This window comes from Desulfuromonas soudanensis, assembly GCF_001278055.1.
In the GTDB taxonomy this organism is placed as follows: domain Bacteria; phylum Desulfobacterota; class Desulfuromonadia; order Desulfuromonadales; family WTL; genus Deferrimonas; species Deferrimonas soudanensis.
This window is the reverse complement of sequence record NZ_CP010802.1, coordinates 2108448-2125308: the sequence shown is the minus strand read 5'-3', so window position 1 is coordinate 2125308 and position 16861 is coordinate 2108448. Positions and strand designations below refer to the sequence as shown.

Annotated in this window: 18 protein-coding genes and 1 tRNA gene; 16 read left to right on the top strand and 3 right to left on the bottom strand. The window is 58.6% G+C overall.

The genetic code is table 11. The features are described 5' to 3' along the window. Window positions 1-275 precede the first annotated feature (275 nt). Entirely contained in the window at window positions 276-791 is a 516-nt protein-coding gene (locus DSOUD_RS09680; RefSeq protein ID WP_157671827.1) for a DUF6933 domain-containing protein, read from the top strand. 244 nt (window positions 792-1035) lie between these two features. On the opposite strand, the gene DSOUD_RS18465 is transcribed toward DSOUD_RS09680, so the two are convergent. Beyond that, window positions 1036-1224 carry a hypothetical protein gene (locus tag DSOUD_RS18465; protein WP_157671826.1) on the bottom strand — a complete coding sequence of 63 codons (189 nt, stop codon included), beginning with the start codon at window positions 1222-1224 and terminating at the stop codon, window positions 1036-1038. A gap of 405 nt (window positions 1225-1629) precedes the next feature. Between DSOUD_RS18465 and DSOUD_RS09665 the strand changes: the two genes are divergently transcribed. The 5 genes from DSOUD_RS09665 (at window position 1630) to DSOUD_RS09645 (ending at window position 7402) form a co-directional block, all read left to right on the top strand. Then, on the top strand, window positions 1630-3792 hold the full coding sequence (locus tag DSOUD_RS09665) for an ATP-binding protein (RefSeq protein ID WP_082351186.1): 2163 nt from the start codon (window positions 1630-1632) through the stop codon (window positions 3790-3792). A 54-nt stretch (window positions 3793-3846) separates the two neighbouring features. Continuing rightward, the gene (locus tag DSOUD_RS09660; protein WP_053550812.1) at window positions 3847-4497 is read left to right on the top strand and encodes a hypothetical protein; all 651 of its coding nucleotides are present in this window, start codon (window positions 3847-3849) and stop codon (window positions 4495-4497) included. Between the two features lie 26 nt (window positions 4498-4523). Continuing rightward, window positions 4524-5525, top strand: coding sequence for a methyltransferase (locus DSOUD_RS09655; RefSeq protein ID WP_053550811.1), 1002 nt, complete (start codon window positions 4524-4526; stop codon window positions 5523-5525). Window positions 5526-5564: 39 nt separating this feature from the next. Beyond that, window positions 5565-6134, top strand: coding sequence for a class I SAM-dependent methyltransferase (locus DSOUD_RS09650; RefSeq protein WP_053550810.1), 570 nt, complete (start codon window positions 5565-5567; stop codon window positions 6132-6134). A gap of 86 nt (window positions 6135-6220) precedes the next feature. Next, window positions 6221-7402: a DUF5924 family protein gene (locus DSOUD_RS09645; protein WP_198300304.1), complete on the top strand. Its 1182-nt coding sequence runs from the start codon at window positions 6221-6223 to the stop codon at window positions 7400-7402. A 137-nt stretch (window positions 7403-7539) separates the two neighbouring features. Here the strand turns inward: DSOUD_RS09645 and DSOUD_RS09640 are convergent, their stop codons facing one another. Beyond that, window positions 7540-7968, bottom strand: coding sequence for a hypothetical protein (locus tag DSOUD_RS09640; RefSeq protein WP_053550809.1), 429 nt, complete (start codon window positions 7966-7968; stop codon window positions 7540-7542). Window positions 7969-7975: 7 nt separating this feature from the next. After that, window positions 7976-8455 carry a hypothetical protein gene (locus DSOUD_RS09635; RefSeq protein WP_053550808.1) on the bottom strand — a complete coding sequence of 160 codons (480 nt, stop codon included), beginning with the start codon at window positions 8453-8455 and terminating at the stop codon, window positions 7976-7978. A gap of 279 nt (window positions 8456-8734) precedes the next feature. On the opposite strand from DSOUD_RS09635, the gene DSOUD_RS09630 reads away from it, so the two are divergent. The 10 genes from DSOUD_RS09630 to pheS all read left to right on the top strand — a co-directional run bounded on the left by DSOUD_RS09630 (window position 8735) and on the right by pheS (window position 16781). Continuing rightward, entirely contained in the window at window positions 8735-9808 is a 1074-nt protein-coding gene (locus tag DSOUD_RS09630) for an AI-2E family transporter (RefSeq protein WP_232426428.1), read from the top strand. A 60-nt stretch (window positions 9809-9868) separates the two neighbouring features. Continuing rightward, complete coding sequence (locus DSOUD_RS09625) at window positions 9869-10723, top strand: hypothetical protein (RefSeq protein ID WP_053550807.1); 855 nt, start codon at window positions 9869-9871, stop codon at window positions 10721-10723. 69 nt (window positions 10724-10792) lie between these two features. After that, window positions 10793-11020 (top strand): VF530 family protein, encoded by a 228-nt coding sequence (locus tag DSOUD_RS09620; RefSeq protein ID WP_082351406.1) that lies wholly within the window; start codon window positions 10793-10795, stop codon window positions 11018-11020. A 97-nt stretch (window positions 11021-11117) separates the two neighbouring features. Next, window positions 11118-12245: an aminopeptidase gene (locus tag DSOUD_RS09615; RefSeq protein ID WP_053550805.1), complete on the top strand. Its 1128-nt coding sequence runs from the start codon at window positions 11118-11120 to the stop codon at window positions 12243-12245. Between the two features lie 53 nt (window positions 12246-12298). Further along, a tRNA-Val gene (locus tag DSOUD_RS09610) sits at window positions 12299-12373 on the top strand. Window positions 12374-12447: 74 nt separating this feature from the next. Further along, on the top strand, window positions 12448-14358 hold the full coding sequence (gene thrS / locus DSOUD_RS09605; protein WP_053550804.1) for a threonine--tRNA ligase: 1911 nt from the start codon (window positions 12448-12450) through the stop codon (window positions 14356-14358). Between the two features lie 11 nt (window positions 14359-14369). Then, window positions 14370-14885, top strand: a complete 516-nt coding sequence (gene infC / locus DSOUD_RS09600; RefSeq protein WP_053552356.1) for a translation initiation factor IF-3 — start codon at window positions 14370-14372, stop codon at window positions 14883-14885. Between the two features lie 87 nt (window positions 14886-14972). Next, window positions 14973-15170 carry a 50S ribosomal protein L35 gene (gene rpmI / locus DSOUD_RS09595; RefSeq protein WP_053550803.1) on the top strand — a complete coding sequence of 66 codons (198 nt, stop codon included), beginning with the start codon at window positions 14973-14975 and terminating at the stop codon, window positions 15168-15170. 109 nt (window positions 15171-15279) lie between these two features. After that, complete coding sequence (gene rplT, locus DSOUD_RS09590) at window positions 15280-15636, top strand: 50S ribosomal protein L20 (RefSeq protein WP_053550802.1); 357 nt, start codon at window positions 15280-15282, stop codon at window positions 15634-15636. Window positions 15637-15764: 128 nt separating this feature from the next. Then, window positions 15765-16781, top strand: coding sequence for a phenylalanine--tRNA ligase subunit alpha (gene pheS / locus DSOUD_RS09585; protein WP_053550801.1), 1017 nt, complete (start codon window positions 15765-15767; stop codon window positions 16779-16781). Window positions 16782-16861: the final 80 nt, after the last annotated feature.

Genomic DNA, 16861 nt, shown 5'->3' with positions numbered 1-16861 from the left:
GGAGTCGCCGCCAGGTTCGTGAGGAGGACAGGCAACTTTTAATGTTTGATTGGCTGTTGGTGGGAGAGGGACAGGCAACTTGGTGGGAGAGGGACAGGCAACTTTTTAAACTGCAAAAAGTAGCCAGTCCCTAAGGAACGTTCTATGATGTTCGGGGCAGGACATTGCTAAGTGTCTTAAATTAAAAAACAAAGTGCCTGTTTTGCCCACCTAAAAACGGGCCTGTAAATCGAAGGTTTGGCTCGTGCTGAACCAACACGCATCGTCCGGTGACTATGATCATCCACTGCACCCAAAAACTGGCGGCTAAATTACCCGATGTTTCGGCTGCGCCGCTTGCCGAAAACAGTCCTCTGGGGAGCTGGCATGCCCACCTCTACACCTATGACCGTCGACAGTGCGTGATGTTCTGCCACGATGCCAGCCGCTACTGCCTCTTCCTGGCGGGACTGGTCAAGGCCGATTTCGCCGAATTGGGCCGGTTGCACCGCGAACTGTTCCTGGCGACGCTGATCGCATTGAATGTACCGCCAACGCTTCTCGGGCGGCTGACCCTGGCCCTGGGGCCGGTTCAGTTTGACCGAAATACGAATCGCTCCGTTCTCGGTTCGCTGCGAACGGCTGATATTGACCTGAGCTGGCTGATTCAAGATCTGCATGTTCTGGACTGCAACCCGGTGGCCGTTGCCCTCGAACTGAACGAGCGTCTGACATCGGTGAAGGGGAAATACTTTTTCCCTGCGAAGGAGATGCTTGGGCGCATTCATGATCTCGGTGGCAAGGACCGATGATTGACCGTTATGATACTTCGCAACTTCAAGAAGACCAGTACGAGTCCGGCTCTGGCGGCACGGTCCTGTCGGGAAGGCAACGGAAGGATTGCGCGGCTGGCGGCGGTACTGATGGCGCTTCAGGCGGGGCTGCCGCCCCTCGATTTTTCGGACTTGGGGGGCGAAAAAAGGGAGGAATATTTCGTTGCAGTACAAGAGGGGATGGACCGGAATTACAAACCGATGGAAAGGATATTCAGCGGGGTTATCGAGAGAACGTTGAGCGCTTGCCGCCAGTAAAGTCTGGCGCTGTTTCTTTCACGGAGCCAGCCCCTTCTTCCTTAAGATCTATCCCCTCGATAGCAAAGGAGGAAACCAGAGAACGTCGTAGCAGACGCTTGCGCTGCTCCGGGTCTTTCAGGTAGGAATTTGTTTCGAGAAGTGATTTTTTCATTGGGTTAAGTATACCTCGAATTGCGATGAAACGGTAGTGGAAACAAGGCTGGGGTCGAGGTAGGAATGCCGGGTTCCGGGGACAGTATATTCAATTTGAGTCTGGGCAGTTTCATATTCTCCCGGGGCTCGACTGTCTCGACGGCACACCCCTGATCGATATCAAACCGGCCATGGGGCGGGAGTGAAATTTGCATGGAAAACTGGAGACATGATGTCAATACCGGGGAATTCGGATTATGTCTCCGGATTGAAATTTTGGGGCTGGAAAATAGGGGGCGGTCGTTGCCGGTGCCGTGATGGTTTGAAAATGCAGAATTCAGACGAGATCGCATGCGGCGTCTAGCCAGCTGTGAAGCCCGACTTGATCCTATCTAATACATATAATTCAGGCGGTTAATTTCGTATGCATATATCCCGATGGTCGATAAAACACATACTCTTCCTGATTGTTGGCATCATTGCCTTGCCGGCTATTTGTATTATAGTCAACTCGGGAATCGAACAGAGAAAAAACGCTGTTCATAATGCAAAAGCTGAGACTAAAAAACTCGCCGAAACGATCATTAATGAACAAAAAAACCTCATCGCCTCCACCCATCAACTCTTTATCGCCCTGTCGCAATCGCCGGAAGTAAAGAATCATAAACGTTCTGAATTGCAGGCGATATTAATAGACATCCTGGGTCTGAGTCCGCAGTTTTCAAACCTCTTTATTGCCGAGCCTTCGGGGGAGGTCTGGGCTTCCGCCGTCCCGGAAAATGAGAATCTTTCCGTTGCGGACAGGAGGTATTTCAAAAACGCCCTGGCCAGCGGAAAGCTGTCATCGGGCGAGTACCATGTCGAGAGCAATTCAAATGCGCCGTCCCTGAATTTCGGTTACCCCTTAACGGACGGATCGGGGCGGGTGACGGCCGTTCTCTGTGCCGATTTATCCCTGGCTTACTACCGCAAGATGTTTGACCGTTACAACCTCCCCAAGGGTGCCAGTGTGGCCCTCCTCGACCATAACGGGATTATCCTCGGCAGGGCCGTCGAGCCGGAAATATACGTTGGAAAACAGGCCAATCTGGACATATTACGGCATATGCTGGAGGGACCGGAGGAAGAGACGTCCATCGGAACCAGCAGTGTTGTCGGTGACAGTCGCATTCAAACCTATCGGAAATTGACTCTGGACGGGGAGTCGGAACCCTACATGTACGTTCGCGCCGGCATTCCGACCGACATTGTCATGTCCGAGTCCAATTCGGCTCTTTTCAAGAACCTGGTTGTCTATTCCCTGGCTCTGCTTGTCGGCTTCTTCTTGTCGTGGAGAATCGGAAAAACCTTTATCATCGACAGGATTCTTCTCCTGCAACGCTCCTCCCAGCGCCTGGCCGACGGGGAGTTGAGTACCCGGGTTGCTTCTGAGTCCGGGGGAGGAGAAATCGGTGAGCTTGGTCAGGCTTTCGACGATATGGCGAAAAAGCTTGCGTCGCGGGAAGAAGCTCTGCGGGCCAGCGAAAAAAACTATCGGGACATCTTCAACACAACGCACGATGCCCTTGTGGTCAATGAGGCATCGGGTCGGATAACAGAGGTCAACAAGACCTCGGAAGTTATGTTCGGCTATAGCCGCGACCAGCTTCTGCAGATGTCCATTGAGAAATTAATTGCCGGGCGTCCTCCCTATTCCTTTTCCAAGGCCTTGCAGCTGATCGAAAAATCGTTGAAGGAAGGAACCCAGGCCTTCGAATGGCTCTGTAAAAGAGGCAATGGCGAAGTGTTCTGGACCGAAATCGCCATCACGCCGACAAGCGAGGTCGAAGAAGGACAGGTTCTGGCGGTGATTCGTGATATAAGCGATCGCAAAGAGATAGAGAAAATGCGGGAAGCCATGTTGTCAAACATCAGCCATGAGATGCGGACACCGCTCACGGCCATGCTCGGGTTTCTTGAATTTGTCATTGAAAACCCGGTGGGCGAAACCGAGCTGCGGGAATACCACACGATCATGCATAGAGAAGCAGAGCGTCTCAACGAGATGATTACCAATTTTCTCGATATGCAGCGATTGAAGGCAAAGCTGTTCGAGAACCACTTCAAGCCTGTCGATCTGAGGTCCTTGGTCGAAGGGGTTGTGGCTCTCTTTGCCGGTCCGGCGGCCATACATTCCATTGTCGTCGACGTCCCCGCAACCCTCCCTCCGGTCCTGGGTGATGCGGAGTTGCTCCATCAGGCTATCGCCAATCTTCTCTCCAACGCCGTCAAATATTCCCCCCGAGGGAGCGAGATCACCCTCGATGCCCGAATGGAGGGCGAAAGGGCGATTCTGTCCGTCAAGGACAGGGGGATAGGAATTCCCCGGGAATCTCTGGAGAAGGTCTTTGACATGTTTTATCGGGTACAAATTACCTCCAAACATCACGCCACCGGAACAGGCCTCGGCCTGGCGCTGGTCAAAGAGATTGCCGAGACCCATAAGGGCCAGGTCTGGGCAGAAAGTACCCTGGGCCAGGGGAGCACCTTTTATGTCTCCTTGCCGGTTGTGGGGAATGATCAGAAACAGACTGGGGATCAGGCCTGACCCGGTACTTTGAATTTTAAACACGGCATTCAATCGATTCGAGGAGGGTAGACCATGAAATGTTTCAATCTCTTTGTTGTTCTGGCGCTTCTGTTTCTTTCCGGCTGCGGGATCACAAATTTCCCTGCCTATGAGGCGGGGACGGCCATCTCCCCCGGGAAAGTCCTGGTTATCGCCCAAGTGGACCTGCAACCCGGGGTCGAGAAGGACAAGAGTCTCAAAGGCGTCGTCATGATCAACGAGTCAAAGGACGACGAGGTGCGGCTATTCATGAGCCCTCTGGCCGAGGTGCCGGTCAAGAAGGGGAGCTTTTTCCCCTTCAGCCCAAAGGGTGGAAGTACCATGGATCTGAGCTTTATTCATCCGTCCCTGATTCTTATGGATCCGGGGGAGCGCTTTGTTCGCATGGGGCTTTATACCTTGAGTGCCAGCACCAGTTGGCGACCAAGTTCAAGCGGCCAGATGCGCGGTAGTGTCGAATTCAAGGAACTGCATCTCTGGGGCGATCTCAAGCTGGAAATCCCGGCCGGGGCCAAGGCGGTTTATATCGGCACGCTGCGCTACAGCCACAACGGCGTTGAGTCGCAAAAGGTGAGCGTGGTCGATGACTACAAAAAGGCCATGGTCGAACTGAACAAGATGAACCTCGAAATCACATCGAAGGATGTGGTCAAGCGCCTGGCGCAGGTGGTCAGGGAGAACTGATTTAGTCCAAATTCGCAGGAGGATGCATGGAAACTGTCAATTGGAATCCGGGCGAACTACTCAAACTCTCGGGGAGTTACTGGAGCACCTGCGCCCTGCACGCCGGGGTGAAACTCGACCTCTTTACCCCCCTGGCGACCGGGTCGCTCACGGCCGCCGAGCTGGCCGCAAAGCTGGCCGTTCCCGTGCGCGGCCTGGCCATGCTCCTCGATGCCCTGGCGGCGCTGGATCTTCTCAGCAAAAAAGCTGATCGCTACGATGCGACTCCCTTTGCCGGCCAGTTTCTCAGCCGGTCGGCCCCCGGCTATCTTGGCCACATCATCCTGCATCATCACCATCTGATGGAGAGCTGGAGCCGGCTCGACGAGGCGGTGCGCGAAGATGCTCCGGTGCGCAGCCGGGTCTCCCATGAACCCTCGGCCGAGGAGCGCGAGAGCTTTCTGATGGGGATGTTCAATCTGGCGATGCTCAATGCGCCCAAGGTGGCCGCGCAGGTCGACCTGTCGGGGCGTCGTCGCCTCCTCGACCTCGGCGGCGGCCCCGGCACCTACGCCATTCATTTCTGCCAGCAGAACCCGCAGCTGCAGGGGGTGATTTTCGACCTGCCGACCACGCGCCCCTTCGCCGAGGCGACCCTGCAGCGTTTCGACATGGCCGGGCGGATCAGCTTTGCCGCCGGAGATTTTCTCGCCGGTCCGATTCCCGGCGGGTTCGACGTCGCCTGGCTCTCCCACGTCCTGCACGGTGAAGGACCGGAGGGGTGCGCGCAGCTGCTGGCCAACGCCGTCAGCGCCCTGGAGCCGGGAGGGCTGCTGCTGGTGCAGGAGTTCATCCTCGATGCCGATCGCGCCGCTCCGCTCTTTCCGGCGCTCTTCTCCCTGAACATGCTCCTCGGAACGCCGAAGGGGAAGGCGTACAGCGAGCCGGAGTTGAAAGAGCTGCTGCAGCAGGCCGGATTGGTGGAGGTTCAGCGCCTGGCGGCCGATCTGCCGAATGGGGCAGGGATCATGACTGGCCGGAAGATCTGACCGGGACAATTTGCATCATTCCAAAAAGGAGCACCTGCCATGAGTCACCCCATCGCCGCCGGCAAGAGCAGCTTCGACCTGGTCGATGCCGAGCTGGTTCTCAACGAATTGCGCCTGCAGCCCGACACCGTCCTCCTGGATCTTGCCTGCGGAGTCGGCAACTACGCCCTGGCGAGCGCCCCCTTCATCGGTCCGGCGGGGGCAATCCATGCCTTCGATCTGTGGCCGGAAGGGATTGCCGCGCTGCAGGAGAGCGCCCGGTCCCTGGGGCTGGAGCAGGTCCAGGCAAGGGTGGCCGATGTGAGCAAGCGGCTGCCGCTGGCCGACGGAAGCGTCGATGTCGCCCTGCTGGCGACGGTGCTCCACGACCTGGTCGAAGTGGGCGTCGCCGAGGGCGCGCTGCGCGAGGCGGCCAGGGTGCTGCGCTCCGGCGGACGCCTGGTGGTCATCGAGTTCGACAAGGTCGAGAGCCGGCCCGGTCCGCCGGCGGACATCCGTCTCTCTCCCGAAGAGGTGGAAACACTGACGGCTCCTTTCGGCTTTCACCCGGAGCGGAGGATCAAGGTCGGCGACCACCTCTATCTCCTGATACTGGTCCGGCAATCCTGAAAAATTAAACGACAGGATGAGGTGGCCGGCAACTGTTTCCCGTTTACGACTTTTTTGAGACCTGAAATGCGGAGTATCTGATTTTTATGGCGTTTCTGAAGACCCTTTTCCAGCGTCTGGTCGAGCTCTTCGAGCGCCATGCCGGCCTGATGGCGGTGTTCGGGTTTGTCTCCGGCGTCGCCAGTTATTGGCTGGTCGAAAGGCGTGAATCCTACGCCCAGATGATTGCCCTGCTGATGCTGTCGAGCTGGGTCTGGCTGGTGCTTGAGAACTGGCTTCGAGCCGGGATCCTGCGGCGCTTCGGCTTCGATCTCCCTCCCGCCCTGCTCCGTTACGCCACCCAGATGGTGCAGCAGGAAAGTCTCTTTTTCGTCCTGCCATTTTTTCTTGTCGTCACCAGCTGGGACCACGGCCAGGCGGTCTTTACCGTCCTCTTGCTGCTGTGCGCGCTGATCTCCGTGATCGATCCGCTCTACTACAAACACCTCGCGCCCCGGCGCTCGCTCTTTATCATCTTCCACACCCTCTCCCTCTTTGCCGTACTGCTGGTGGCACTGCCGCTGATCCTGCATCTCACCACCAGGCAAAGTCTGGCACTTGCCTTGCTGATGGCGCTGCTGTTCAGCCTCCCCAGTCTCGGCAAACTCTTGCGGAGCGACGTCTGGTGGCGACGACCTTTGCTGATTCTGATGCTCGTGGCGCTGGCCGGGGGCCTCTGGCAGGGGCGCCGCTGGGTCCCTCCGGCCACGCTGCGACTCGTCGAGATTTCCCTGTCCCAGCAGATCGATCCCGAGGAGCGCACCGCCGGCGCCAGACTCGACAGGATCGATGCCGTCTCCCTTCATCGGGATGGCCTCTATGCCCTGACGGCCGTCGCCGCCCCACGCGGCCTTCAGGAGCAGATCCATCATATCTGGCTGCACAGGGGCGTCGAGGTGGATCGCATCACCCTCGACATTGCCGGCGGCCGCAAAGAGGGGTATCGCGCCTGGACCCACAAGCGCAACTTTCCGGCGGACTCCGTCGGCCGCTGGCAGGTGCAGGTGGTCACAGATTCCGGGCAGCTCATCGGCCTGACACGATTCACCGTAGGCGAAGGCCCGGCTCGACTCCCCGTCCCACCACCGCCGGAAGAGGCACCGGCGGATGAGGCACCGACGGAAGAGGCACCGGCGGATGAGATGCAGCCGACCGTTCCGGAGTCGGTTGAGCCGCTCCCGGCACCGGTCCCGGGAGAAGTCCAGCCAACGGATAAAAATGACAACTAAAGGGGAGGCGGGTCGGAGGGTTGTCTGAACGGGGAGTTCAACAGGAGGATTGAGACCGCGCGGCGCCGAGGAGGCGCCGGCGGTTTTTCATTTTTTGCCGGTCAAAAGAGAGGGGGGCGTCCCTCTAGTCAAGACCTTCAATCCAGCATCTTCGTACGGCGCCGTCTGTCGGCATAATCGTATTCGTGACTCATTTTCCAGTAGTGGAGGAGTCTGCGCCGCGTCGCCGGCAGGCGGAGGAGAACCAGCGCTCCGGAGGCCAGAAAAAAGGGGAGGGCGCCGCTTCCGGCATAGCCGGAGCGCAGTCGGTGACAGGCGAGGTCGTCTCCGAAGCGCAGCAGTGCGGCGAAGACCAGCGTGTAAAGGGTGAGCCTGAGCAGCAGGCTCAAGATGATTTCGGGTTTGGCCACCCCCGTGGCCACCGTGCTTGCCAGACGTTTCCAGCGCCAGAGGAGAAGACCGTGCAGGCAGAACCCGATGCCGAGAAGGCTGTCGAAAAGACGGAGCGCCAGGTATCCGAAAAACCCTCCCCAGGCGAGGGATGTGGCGACCAGGAGAGGAGTCATGGGGCGACTATTTTCCCGCCGCGGACGCAAGCTCTGTTGCCAGCGATTCCACGACCTGGATGTCCTCTTCCTTGAACTCCTCCACCCAGAGCGCCGTCGCCAGATAGAGTTTAATGTAGGGCGAATCCTTGTGGCTGTGCGCAAGGGTCGCATAAATCTTCAACTTCGTTTCCGCATCTTCCTTTTCGGCCTTTTCCAGCATTTCGAGATACTCATTATTGATTTTCGGTGCCAGTTCGGTGAAGTAGGCGACCAGCAGGTCCTTGGCCAGCTGACCTTCATCGGCCCGGAAGAGGGCCGCATCGAGGCGCGGCGCCGATCCCCCCTTGCGGTTGACCAGGGAGTCGTGGCGAAATTTTTTCAGGCCGGCTGCATCGACCCAGCGCGAGAAGACGAGGGGTTGCCTCTTGGCACAGGAGCGGCAAATGACGGTTTTTTGGGATTCCTGAAGGTTTTCCCAGGCCTGACGGACGGAGATCGGAACCATGGCTTTGTACCTTTCCTTTGGGCATCGGCGGAAACAGGGGTGAACCGTGAGTCGGCGTTTGCGGCTTTGGGCGTCAACCCCCATGAAATTTGCCGCACTATGACATTATCGGAGCGGGAGGACAAGCCAGATGGTGCGGATCGCCGATCTGCCGTCGGATTTCCACTTTTGGGGGGGCGGAGAGGGAGTCGCCAATGTTTGCCTTGAGAGAATAATTACTTCCGCCGTTTTTTTGGCGTAAGATGGGGGGCAATTTTTATAGCCTTTATGGAGACAGAGATGTTTGCGACAAAACCTGAATTGAAGTCGGCCCACGGCATGCGGGTCCTCCTGGCACTGGCCGCCGCTGTCGTCGTCATTGCCGGAATGAGGGAAGCCCAGCAGATCCTGGTTCCCTTCGTCCTGTCGGCGTTTATTTCCGTCACCTTCGTCCCTCCCGTTTTCTGGCTGCGGCGACGAGGAGTACCGATGGCAGCGGCCATCGTCCTCATGATCGTTTCGATGCTGGCGATCGATTTTTTGCTGGTGGTCCTGATCGGTACCTCCATCAACGATTTCTCCCGGGCCCTCCCCGAATACCAGGTCCGGTTTCAGGATCTGTCCGTCCGCTTCTTTTCCTGGATGAGGAGCAATGGACTGGATGTCCCCAGGCAGCTTTTGGTCGATCAGTTCGATCCCGGTGCGGCCATGAGTCTGGCGGCCAATCTGGTGGCCGGCTTCGGGGGTCTCCTGACCAATGCCTTTCTCATCGGCCTGACGGTGATCTTCATGCTGGCCGAGGCTTCGACCTTTCCGGGGAAATTTCGCAGCGCCTTTGGCGATATGGAAAATACCATCGGCCGTTTCGGGAGATTCACGGACAACCTTCTGCGCTACGTCCTCATCAAGACACTGATGAGTCTTGTGACCGGCATTACCGTCGGTCTTCTGTTATGGCTTTTGGGAATCGACTTTCCCGTACTTTGGGGGCTTCTGGCCTTCGTCCTCAATTATATTCCCAATATCGGTTCCATCATCGCCGCGGTTCCGGCTATCCTCATGGCGCTGGTTCAATTCGGCACCGGAAGGGCCATGCTGGTCGGTTTGGCGTATCTGGTGATCAACACCCTCTACGGGAATATCATCGAGACCCGTCTCATGGGGAGGGGGCTGGGGTTGTCCTCTCTGGTCGTCCTGGTATCCCTCTTTTTCTGGGGGTGGCTCTGGGGACCGGTGGGGATGCTGCTGTCGGTGCCGCTGACAATGACCCTGAAGATTGCCCTGGAGACCGGCGAAGACACCCGCTGGCTGGCGATTCTGCTCGCCCCCGAGTCCCTCGTCAACAAAGGACGCAGGAAAACTCCAAGGGTGTAGCGGTCGGGAAATTAGCCTCCCGGCTCCTATGTTCAATCTTTTCCAAGGTAGTACTTGCTCATGCCGTACCCTCCCTTCACGACCTTCGGCAGGTCGAACCGGCGCCTGATCCTTGGGCTGATCGCCGCCCACCTCCTGTGGAGCGGCGCACTCCTCGGCCTCTGTGCCGCCGGACGCCTGATGGAGGCGCCAGGGCTCTGGTGGGCCGCAGGCTTCCTCGCCCTGCAGCTTTATGCCGCAGGGCAGCTGATCCTCCCCGTTCTGCGGCTGCACCCCTTCGACCGCAGCCGCCTCTTTTACCTCTTCTGGGGACTGGTCCTGGCGATGAGCATCTGGCTGATCAACCAGGTTTCACCCGGCGAGGCCTGGTCGCCGCTGCTGACGGTACTCAAGTCGGGTCTGCTCCTTCTCGTTGCAACCCTGACCGGAACCGTCCTGGCCCGACATATCACCCGCCTGTGGGAAATCCTGCCGATCTGCCTGGTGATGACCCTAGCCGATCTGGTCAGCTTCTTCCACGGTCCGACCGCCGGTTTCGCCCGGGAAATCGAACAATATTACCGGCGGCCGGAGGGTCCCGTGCCCCTCATAGACATGGTGCTGGTCAAGCTTGTCTTTCCCGGTACTGTGGGGCTGGCGCCTGTTTTCGGCATTTCCGACTGGATCATGGTGGTCTTTTTCGCCGTAGTCGCCAGTCGCCACGGGGTCAATGACAACCTCTTCGGGACCCCGGGTGAGACGCTGGCCCGCCAGGGACGGATCGGATCCTACCTGCCGGTCTCGGTGGCCGCCCTCTTCGCCGGGACCGTTCTGGCGCAGGCGACCGGTCTCTTTATCCCGGCCTTGCCGCTGATCGCCCTGATCGTCCTCCTCTGGTACGCCGGCCGTTTCCTGCTGCGGCGGCGCGCCGGATGAATAAAGGGGTTGAATCCCCCATATACTCCAGGAGATTTTTCCATGCCCGACAAGGATGTTGCCCCGCTCATGAATGAACAACAAACGCGCGAACCGCTGCATGGCGTGACCCTGGAGCAGATCGTAAAGAGCCTGGTGGAATTTTATGGCTGGGAGGAGCTGGGCAAATGCCTCGACATCAAGTGCTTCACCCTCAACCCCTCGGTGAAGTCGAGCCTCAAATTCCTGCGGAAGACCCCCTGGGCAAGGAGGAAGGTCGAGCACCTCTACCTCGCTTCGAAAAAGAGTGATGTATGAACGAGAGCCGGAAATGAAACGTTTCCGCCCTGAAGTCCTTGAACTTTCGCATTTTTTCCACTGTCCCCTCCGGGAAGAATGAGTTATCATTACCCGTATGGACAAAGCTCGGAAGCTAACGCCATCGCTCGTCCCCCGGACCCTGCTGTGGGTCTCGGTTCTCGGCCTCCTCGCCGCCTGCGGCGACGCAGGCTATTACGCCCAGTGCGTCCGTGGACAGCTGTCGTTGATGGCCAAGCGGGAGCCGATCAACAGGATTCTGGAGGCGCCGAACACTGCCCCGGAACTCAGGAGTCACCTTGGGAAGGTGCTGGCCATGCGCGACTTTGCCAGCAGCGAACTCCTCCTTCCCGACAACGGCAGCTATCGCAGTTACGCCGACCTGGGGCGTCCCTACGCGGTGTGGAACGTGGTCGCAACGCCGGAATTTTCCCTGACCCCCCAACAGTGGTGCTTCCCGGTGGCCGGCTGCGTCAGCTATCGCGGCTATTTTTCCCTGAAGGGGGCAAAGCGTTTCGCCGAGAAGCTCAAGGGGGAGGGGGGGGACGTCTATCTCTACGGCGTCGATGCCTACTCCACTCTCAACTGGTTCGATGACCCGGTTCTCAATACCTTCAGCCGTCGGCCGGAGGCGAATCTGGCCGGACTGATCTTTCACGAACTGGCACATCAGCAACTCTACGTGCGGGGCGATTCCTCCTTCAACGAGGCCTTTGCCAAAACCGTGGAGCTTGAAGGGGTGGAGCGCTGGCTGCGCCGGAACGGCGACGAGGAAGCGCAGCGGCTCTACGGAGAAGCTTACCGGCGCGAAGAGGAATTCATCCATCTTCTGCAGCAGGTTCGCGACCGCCTCCTCGCCCTTTATGCTTCGCCCCTGGACCGGGAGGCGATGCAGTCCGGCAAGGAAAAACTCTTTGCCCAGCTGCGGGAAGAATACGGGGAGCTCAAGGAAAGTTGGGGGGGATTCGCCGGATATGATCCCTGGTTCAAGGGAGACCTCAATAACGCCCGCCTGGTTTCCGTCGGCACTTATCGTGACCTGGTCCCGGTCTTCCGCCTTCTGTTGCGCCAGGAAGGGGGAGACCTGGCGGCTTTTTACCGGCGGGCCGCCGCCATTGGCCGGCTGGCACCGCCGCAGCGCACGGCGCTGCTGGGAAAACTCCTGGCCGGAGCCCGGAAGGAAAAGGTCGCTGCAGCAGGCAAAAAAATAGTCCAGTCCTACTGAAATCACTTGACAATGTTTCGGCTCTTTTGTTACAAGTACGGCGTTTCGAATGTAGGCACGTAGCTCAGTGGGAGAGCACTACCCTGACACGGTAGGGGTCCCCGGTTCAATCCCGGGCGTGCCTACCAAAAAAAACTTGCAACCGTTGATTGAGGCATCCCCGGATGCCTCTTTTCATTCGCGGAGAACAGGAGTGGCGAACATGGTGCGTATTGAGTTGCCCGACGGCTCCATTAAAGAACTCCCCGCGGGGAGCACCTCCCTCGATGTCGCCCGGACCATCGGCGAGCGTCTCGCCCAGCAGGCCGTCGCCGCCAGGGTCGACGGTCAGCTGGTCGACGTCGGTGCCCCCCTGGATAAGGACGCCCGCGTCGAACTGGTCACCCTTACCTCCCGTGACGGACTTGAAGTCTATCGCCACTCCACCGCGCACCTCATGGCCCACGCCGTCAAGGATATTTTCGGCGACAAGGTCCAGGTGACGATCGGCCCCTCCATCGAAAACGGCTTTTACTACGATTTCTTCAGCCCCGAGCATATTTTCACCCCCGAGGATTTCGAGCGCATCGAGGCGCGGATGGACGAGCTGGCCAAGGCCAATCTCGCCATCACCCGCGAGGAGGTCAGTCGCGACAGCGCCATCGCCATGTTCCGCGATATGGGGGAGGCCTACAAGGTCAAGCTGATCGAGGATCTCCCCAACGAGACCGTGTCCCTCTACCGCCAGGGAGACTTCGTCGACCTCTGCCGCGGTCCCCATCTCCCCTCCACCGGCCACATCAAGGCCTTCAAGCTGACCAGCGTCGCCGGCGCCTATTGGCGGGGTGACGAAAAGAACGCCATGCTGCAGCGCCTCTATGCCACGGCGTTTCCGGACAAGAAGGAGCTGAGGACCTATCTGGCCCGGCTCGAGGAGGCGCGCAAGCGCGATCACCGCAAGCTCGGCCGCGAGCTCGATCTCTTCTCCTTCAGCGAGGAAGCCGGCGCCGGCCTGGTGATCTGGCATCCCAAGGGGGCGATGCTGCGCACCCTGCTCGAGGATTTCGAGCGCAAGGAGCATCTGCGCCGCGGGTACGACATCGTCATGGGTCCGCAGATCCTGAAGACCGAGCTGTGGAAGATTTCCGGACACTACGAAAACTACCGCGAGAACATGTATTTCACCGAGATCGATGAGCAGAGTTACGGCATCAAGCCGATGAACTGCCTCGCTCACATGCTGATCTACAAGTCGAAGATGCGCTCCTACCGTGACCTGCCGCTGCGCTATTTCGAACTCGGCACGGTGCACCGCCATGAGAAGTCCGGGGTGCTCCACGGCCTTCTGCGGGTGCGGGGATTCACCCAGGATGACGCCCATATCCTCTGTGCCCCCGAGCAGCTCGACGGCGAGATCAAAGGGGTATTGCGCTTTGTTCAGGACGTGATGGCGATCTTCGGTTTCGAATACGAAATGGAGATTTCCACCCGTCCCGAGAAGTCCATCGGCAGCGACGCGGACTGGGCGCGGGCCACGGCCGCCTTGATGGGCGCTCTCAAGGACTCCGGCGTTCCCTTCGAGATCAACGAGGGGGACGGGGCATTTTACGGTCCCAAGATCGACATCAAGCTCAAGGACGCTCTTGACAGGCGTTGGCAATGTGCTACAATCCAATGCGATTTCACGCTTCCGGACCGTTTTGATCTCACCTATGTTGGGAGTGACGGCGAAAAACACCGTCCGGTCATGGTCCATCGGGTCATCCTTGGAGCCATCGAGCGGTTCATCGGTGTGTTGATCGAGCATTTTGCCGGCAACTTCCCCCTCTGGATCTCTCCCGTACAGGCCGTTGTCGTCAACGTGACCGATGCCCAGGCCGAATATTCCGAGGAGGTCTTCGCAACCTTGCGTGCCCAGGGGGTGCGGGTGCAGAAGGATCTTCGCAACGAGAAACTCGGCTTCAAGATCCGCGAAGCGCAGTTGGAAAAAATCCCTTACATGCTTGTGATCGGGGACAAGGAAAAAGAAACCGGAACCCTGGCACCCCGCCACCGTTCGGGCAAGAATCTTGACCCCATGACGCCTGACGAGTTCATCCGCTTCGTCCAGGATGAGTGCAGGCAATACCACTAGGAGGTGGCACCATAGCTAAGCAAGAGACCAACATCAATCGCGCGATTCGCGCTAAGGAAGTCCGTGTCGTCGATGACGAGGGTGGACAGCTCGGTATCCTGACTCTGGCCGACGCTCTTGCCGCCGCTGCGGAGCGGGGCCTCGATCTTGTAGAGGTTTCGCCGAGCGCGGAGCCGCCGGTCTGCCGGATCATGGATTACGGCAAATACAAGTATCAGGCGAGCAAGCGGGCAGCCGAAGCGAAGAAGAAGGTCGCCCGGGTCGAGCTCAAGGAAGTCAAGATGCGGCCCAAGACCGAGGAGCACGATTTTCAGTTCAAGCTGAAAAACGCCCGCCGATTCCTCGAGGAAGGCAACAAGGTCAAGGCGACCGTGATGTTCCGCGGCCGGGAAGTGACCCATCCGGAATTCGGACGCAGACTTCTGATCAGGATGGCCGAAGAGGTCAAGGATATTGGCGTGGTCGAGTCCCATGCCAGCATGTCCGGCCGTTTCATGACCATGGTTATCGGTCCGTTGAAGAAGTAGTTGGCAGCGCGGGTCTTTCAAACCGGTCCATCAGCGGGCCGAACGACCTGACTGACATCCAAATAATGCAGATAAAGGAGATGGGGCATGCCCAAAATCAAAACCAATCGCGGTGCGGCCAAGCGCTTTCGCAAGACCGGAACCGGCAAGATCCGTCGCAACAAGGCCTTCACCAGCCACATTCTGACCAAGAAGACCACCAAGCGCAAGCGTGAGCTTCGTCAGGGGTCCATCGTCAGCGCCGTCGATCACAAGAATATCAGCCGTCTGATCCCCTACATGTAAGGAAGATCGGAAGGCTCGGCTTTAAGTCCGAGAACTGAGGGGAATAGTCTCCCCCTTCAGATCCGGCAGCGGGACATCCCGCTTGTATGTCACCCTGAAGGAGTAGAAAATGCCGAGAGTAAAAAGAGGATTCAAAGCGAGACGCAGAAGAAACAAGGTCCTGAATCTGGCCAAGGGCTACCGTGGTGCCCGGAGCAAGCTGTTCCGCAGCGCCGCCGAGGCGGTCGACCGCGCGCTCAACTACGCTTTCCGCGACCGCAAGGTCAAGAAGCGTGATTTCCGCGCTCTGTGGATTGCCCGGATCAACGCGGCTTCCCGGGACAATGGACTGTCCTACAGCCGCCTGGTCTTCGGTCTGAAAAAGGCCGAGATCGGTCTGGATCGTAAGATTCTGGCCCAGCTCGCCGTCGTCGACCCCAAGGGGTTCAGCGCCGTCGTCGAGAAAGCCAAGGCCCAGCTTCCGTAGGACTCTGGAAAAAAAGAGATGAGGGGGGCTTCCCCCTCATCTCTTTTTCTTTATGGGGATTCGATGTTCGATGATGGAAGCCGCTTGGCTTCCTTTCTTCTTTATTGTCCAGGGATTCGGTGGCGTTTATGAAGGCAAGACTTGAAGAAATGTTGGTAGCGGCCCGCTCGGCTCTCTCTGCAGCCGGAGTTGAATCGGAGCTGCAGGAGGGACGGGTTCGCTTTCTCGGCAAGAAGGGGGAGCTGACGGCCATCATGAAGGGTATGGGGGGGCTTTCCGCCGAGGAGCGTCCGGTGGTAGGGGCCCTGGCCAATACCGTCAAGGAAGAGATCGAGGCTCTCTTCGAAAGCCGCCTCCTTGAATTGCGGGAGGTGGAGATCGCCCGTCGTCTGGCCAGTGAGCGCATCGACGTCTCCCTCCCGGGACGCCGCCTCTATGCCGGATCGAAGCATCCGATCACCCTGGTGACGGAGGAGATCGTCGAAATCTTTTCCTCCCTCGGTTTCGGCGTCGAAGAGGGCCCGGAAATCGAAAAAGATTTCTACAACTTTGAAGCACTCAACATGCCGAAGGATCATCCCGCCCGCGACATGCAGGACACCTTCTACATCTCCGACGACGTCGTGTTGCGCACCCACACCTCGCCGGTGCAGATCCGCACCATGCTCAAACAGGCTCCGCCCGTGCGCGTCATCGCCCCGGGGACCGTCTATCGTCGCGATTCGGACATCACTCACAGTCCGATGTTCCACCAGGTCGAGGGGTTTCTCGTCGATCGCAACGTCAGTTTCGGCGACCTGAAGGGGATCCTGACCACCTTTCTGGCGCAATTTTTCGGCAAGGGGATCGATGTCCGTTTCCGGCCGTCCTTTTTCCCCTTCACCGAGCCGAGCGCCGAGGTCGACATTCAGTGCGTGATCTGCGGCGGCAAGGGGTGCCGGGTCTGCAAAAATTCCGGATGGCTGGAAATCCTCGGCAGCGGCATGATCGACCCCGAGGTCTTCAAATCGGTGGATTACGACGCCAAAGCCTACAGCGGGTTCGCCTTCGGGATGGGACTCGAGCGCCTCGCCATGCTCAAATACGGGGTCAACGACCTGCGGTTGTTCTTCGAAAACGACCTGCGCTTCCTGAAGCAATTCTAGGTCCGCCGTCGGTTCGCTCGCTAACTTTCCACAGGTCGGCCCCGACCTTTGCTCGTGTCCCGTTTGGTGAGTCCATTCAG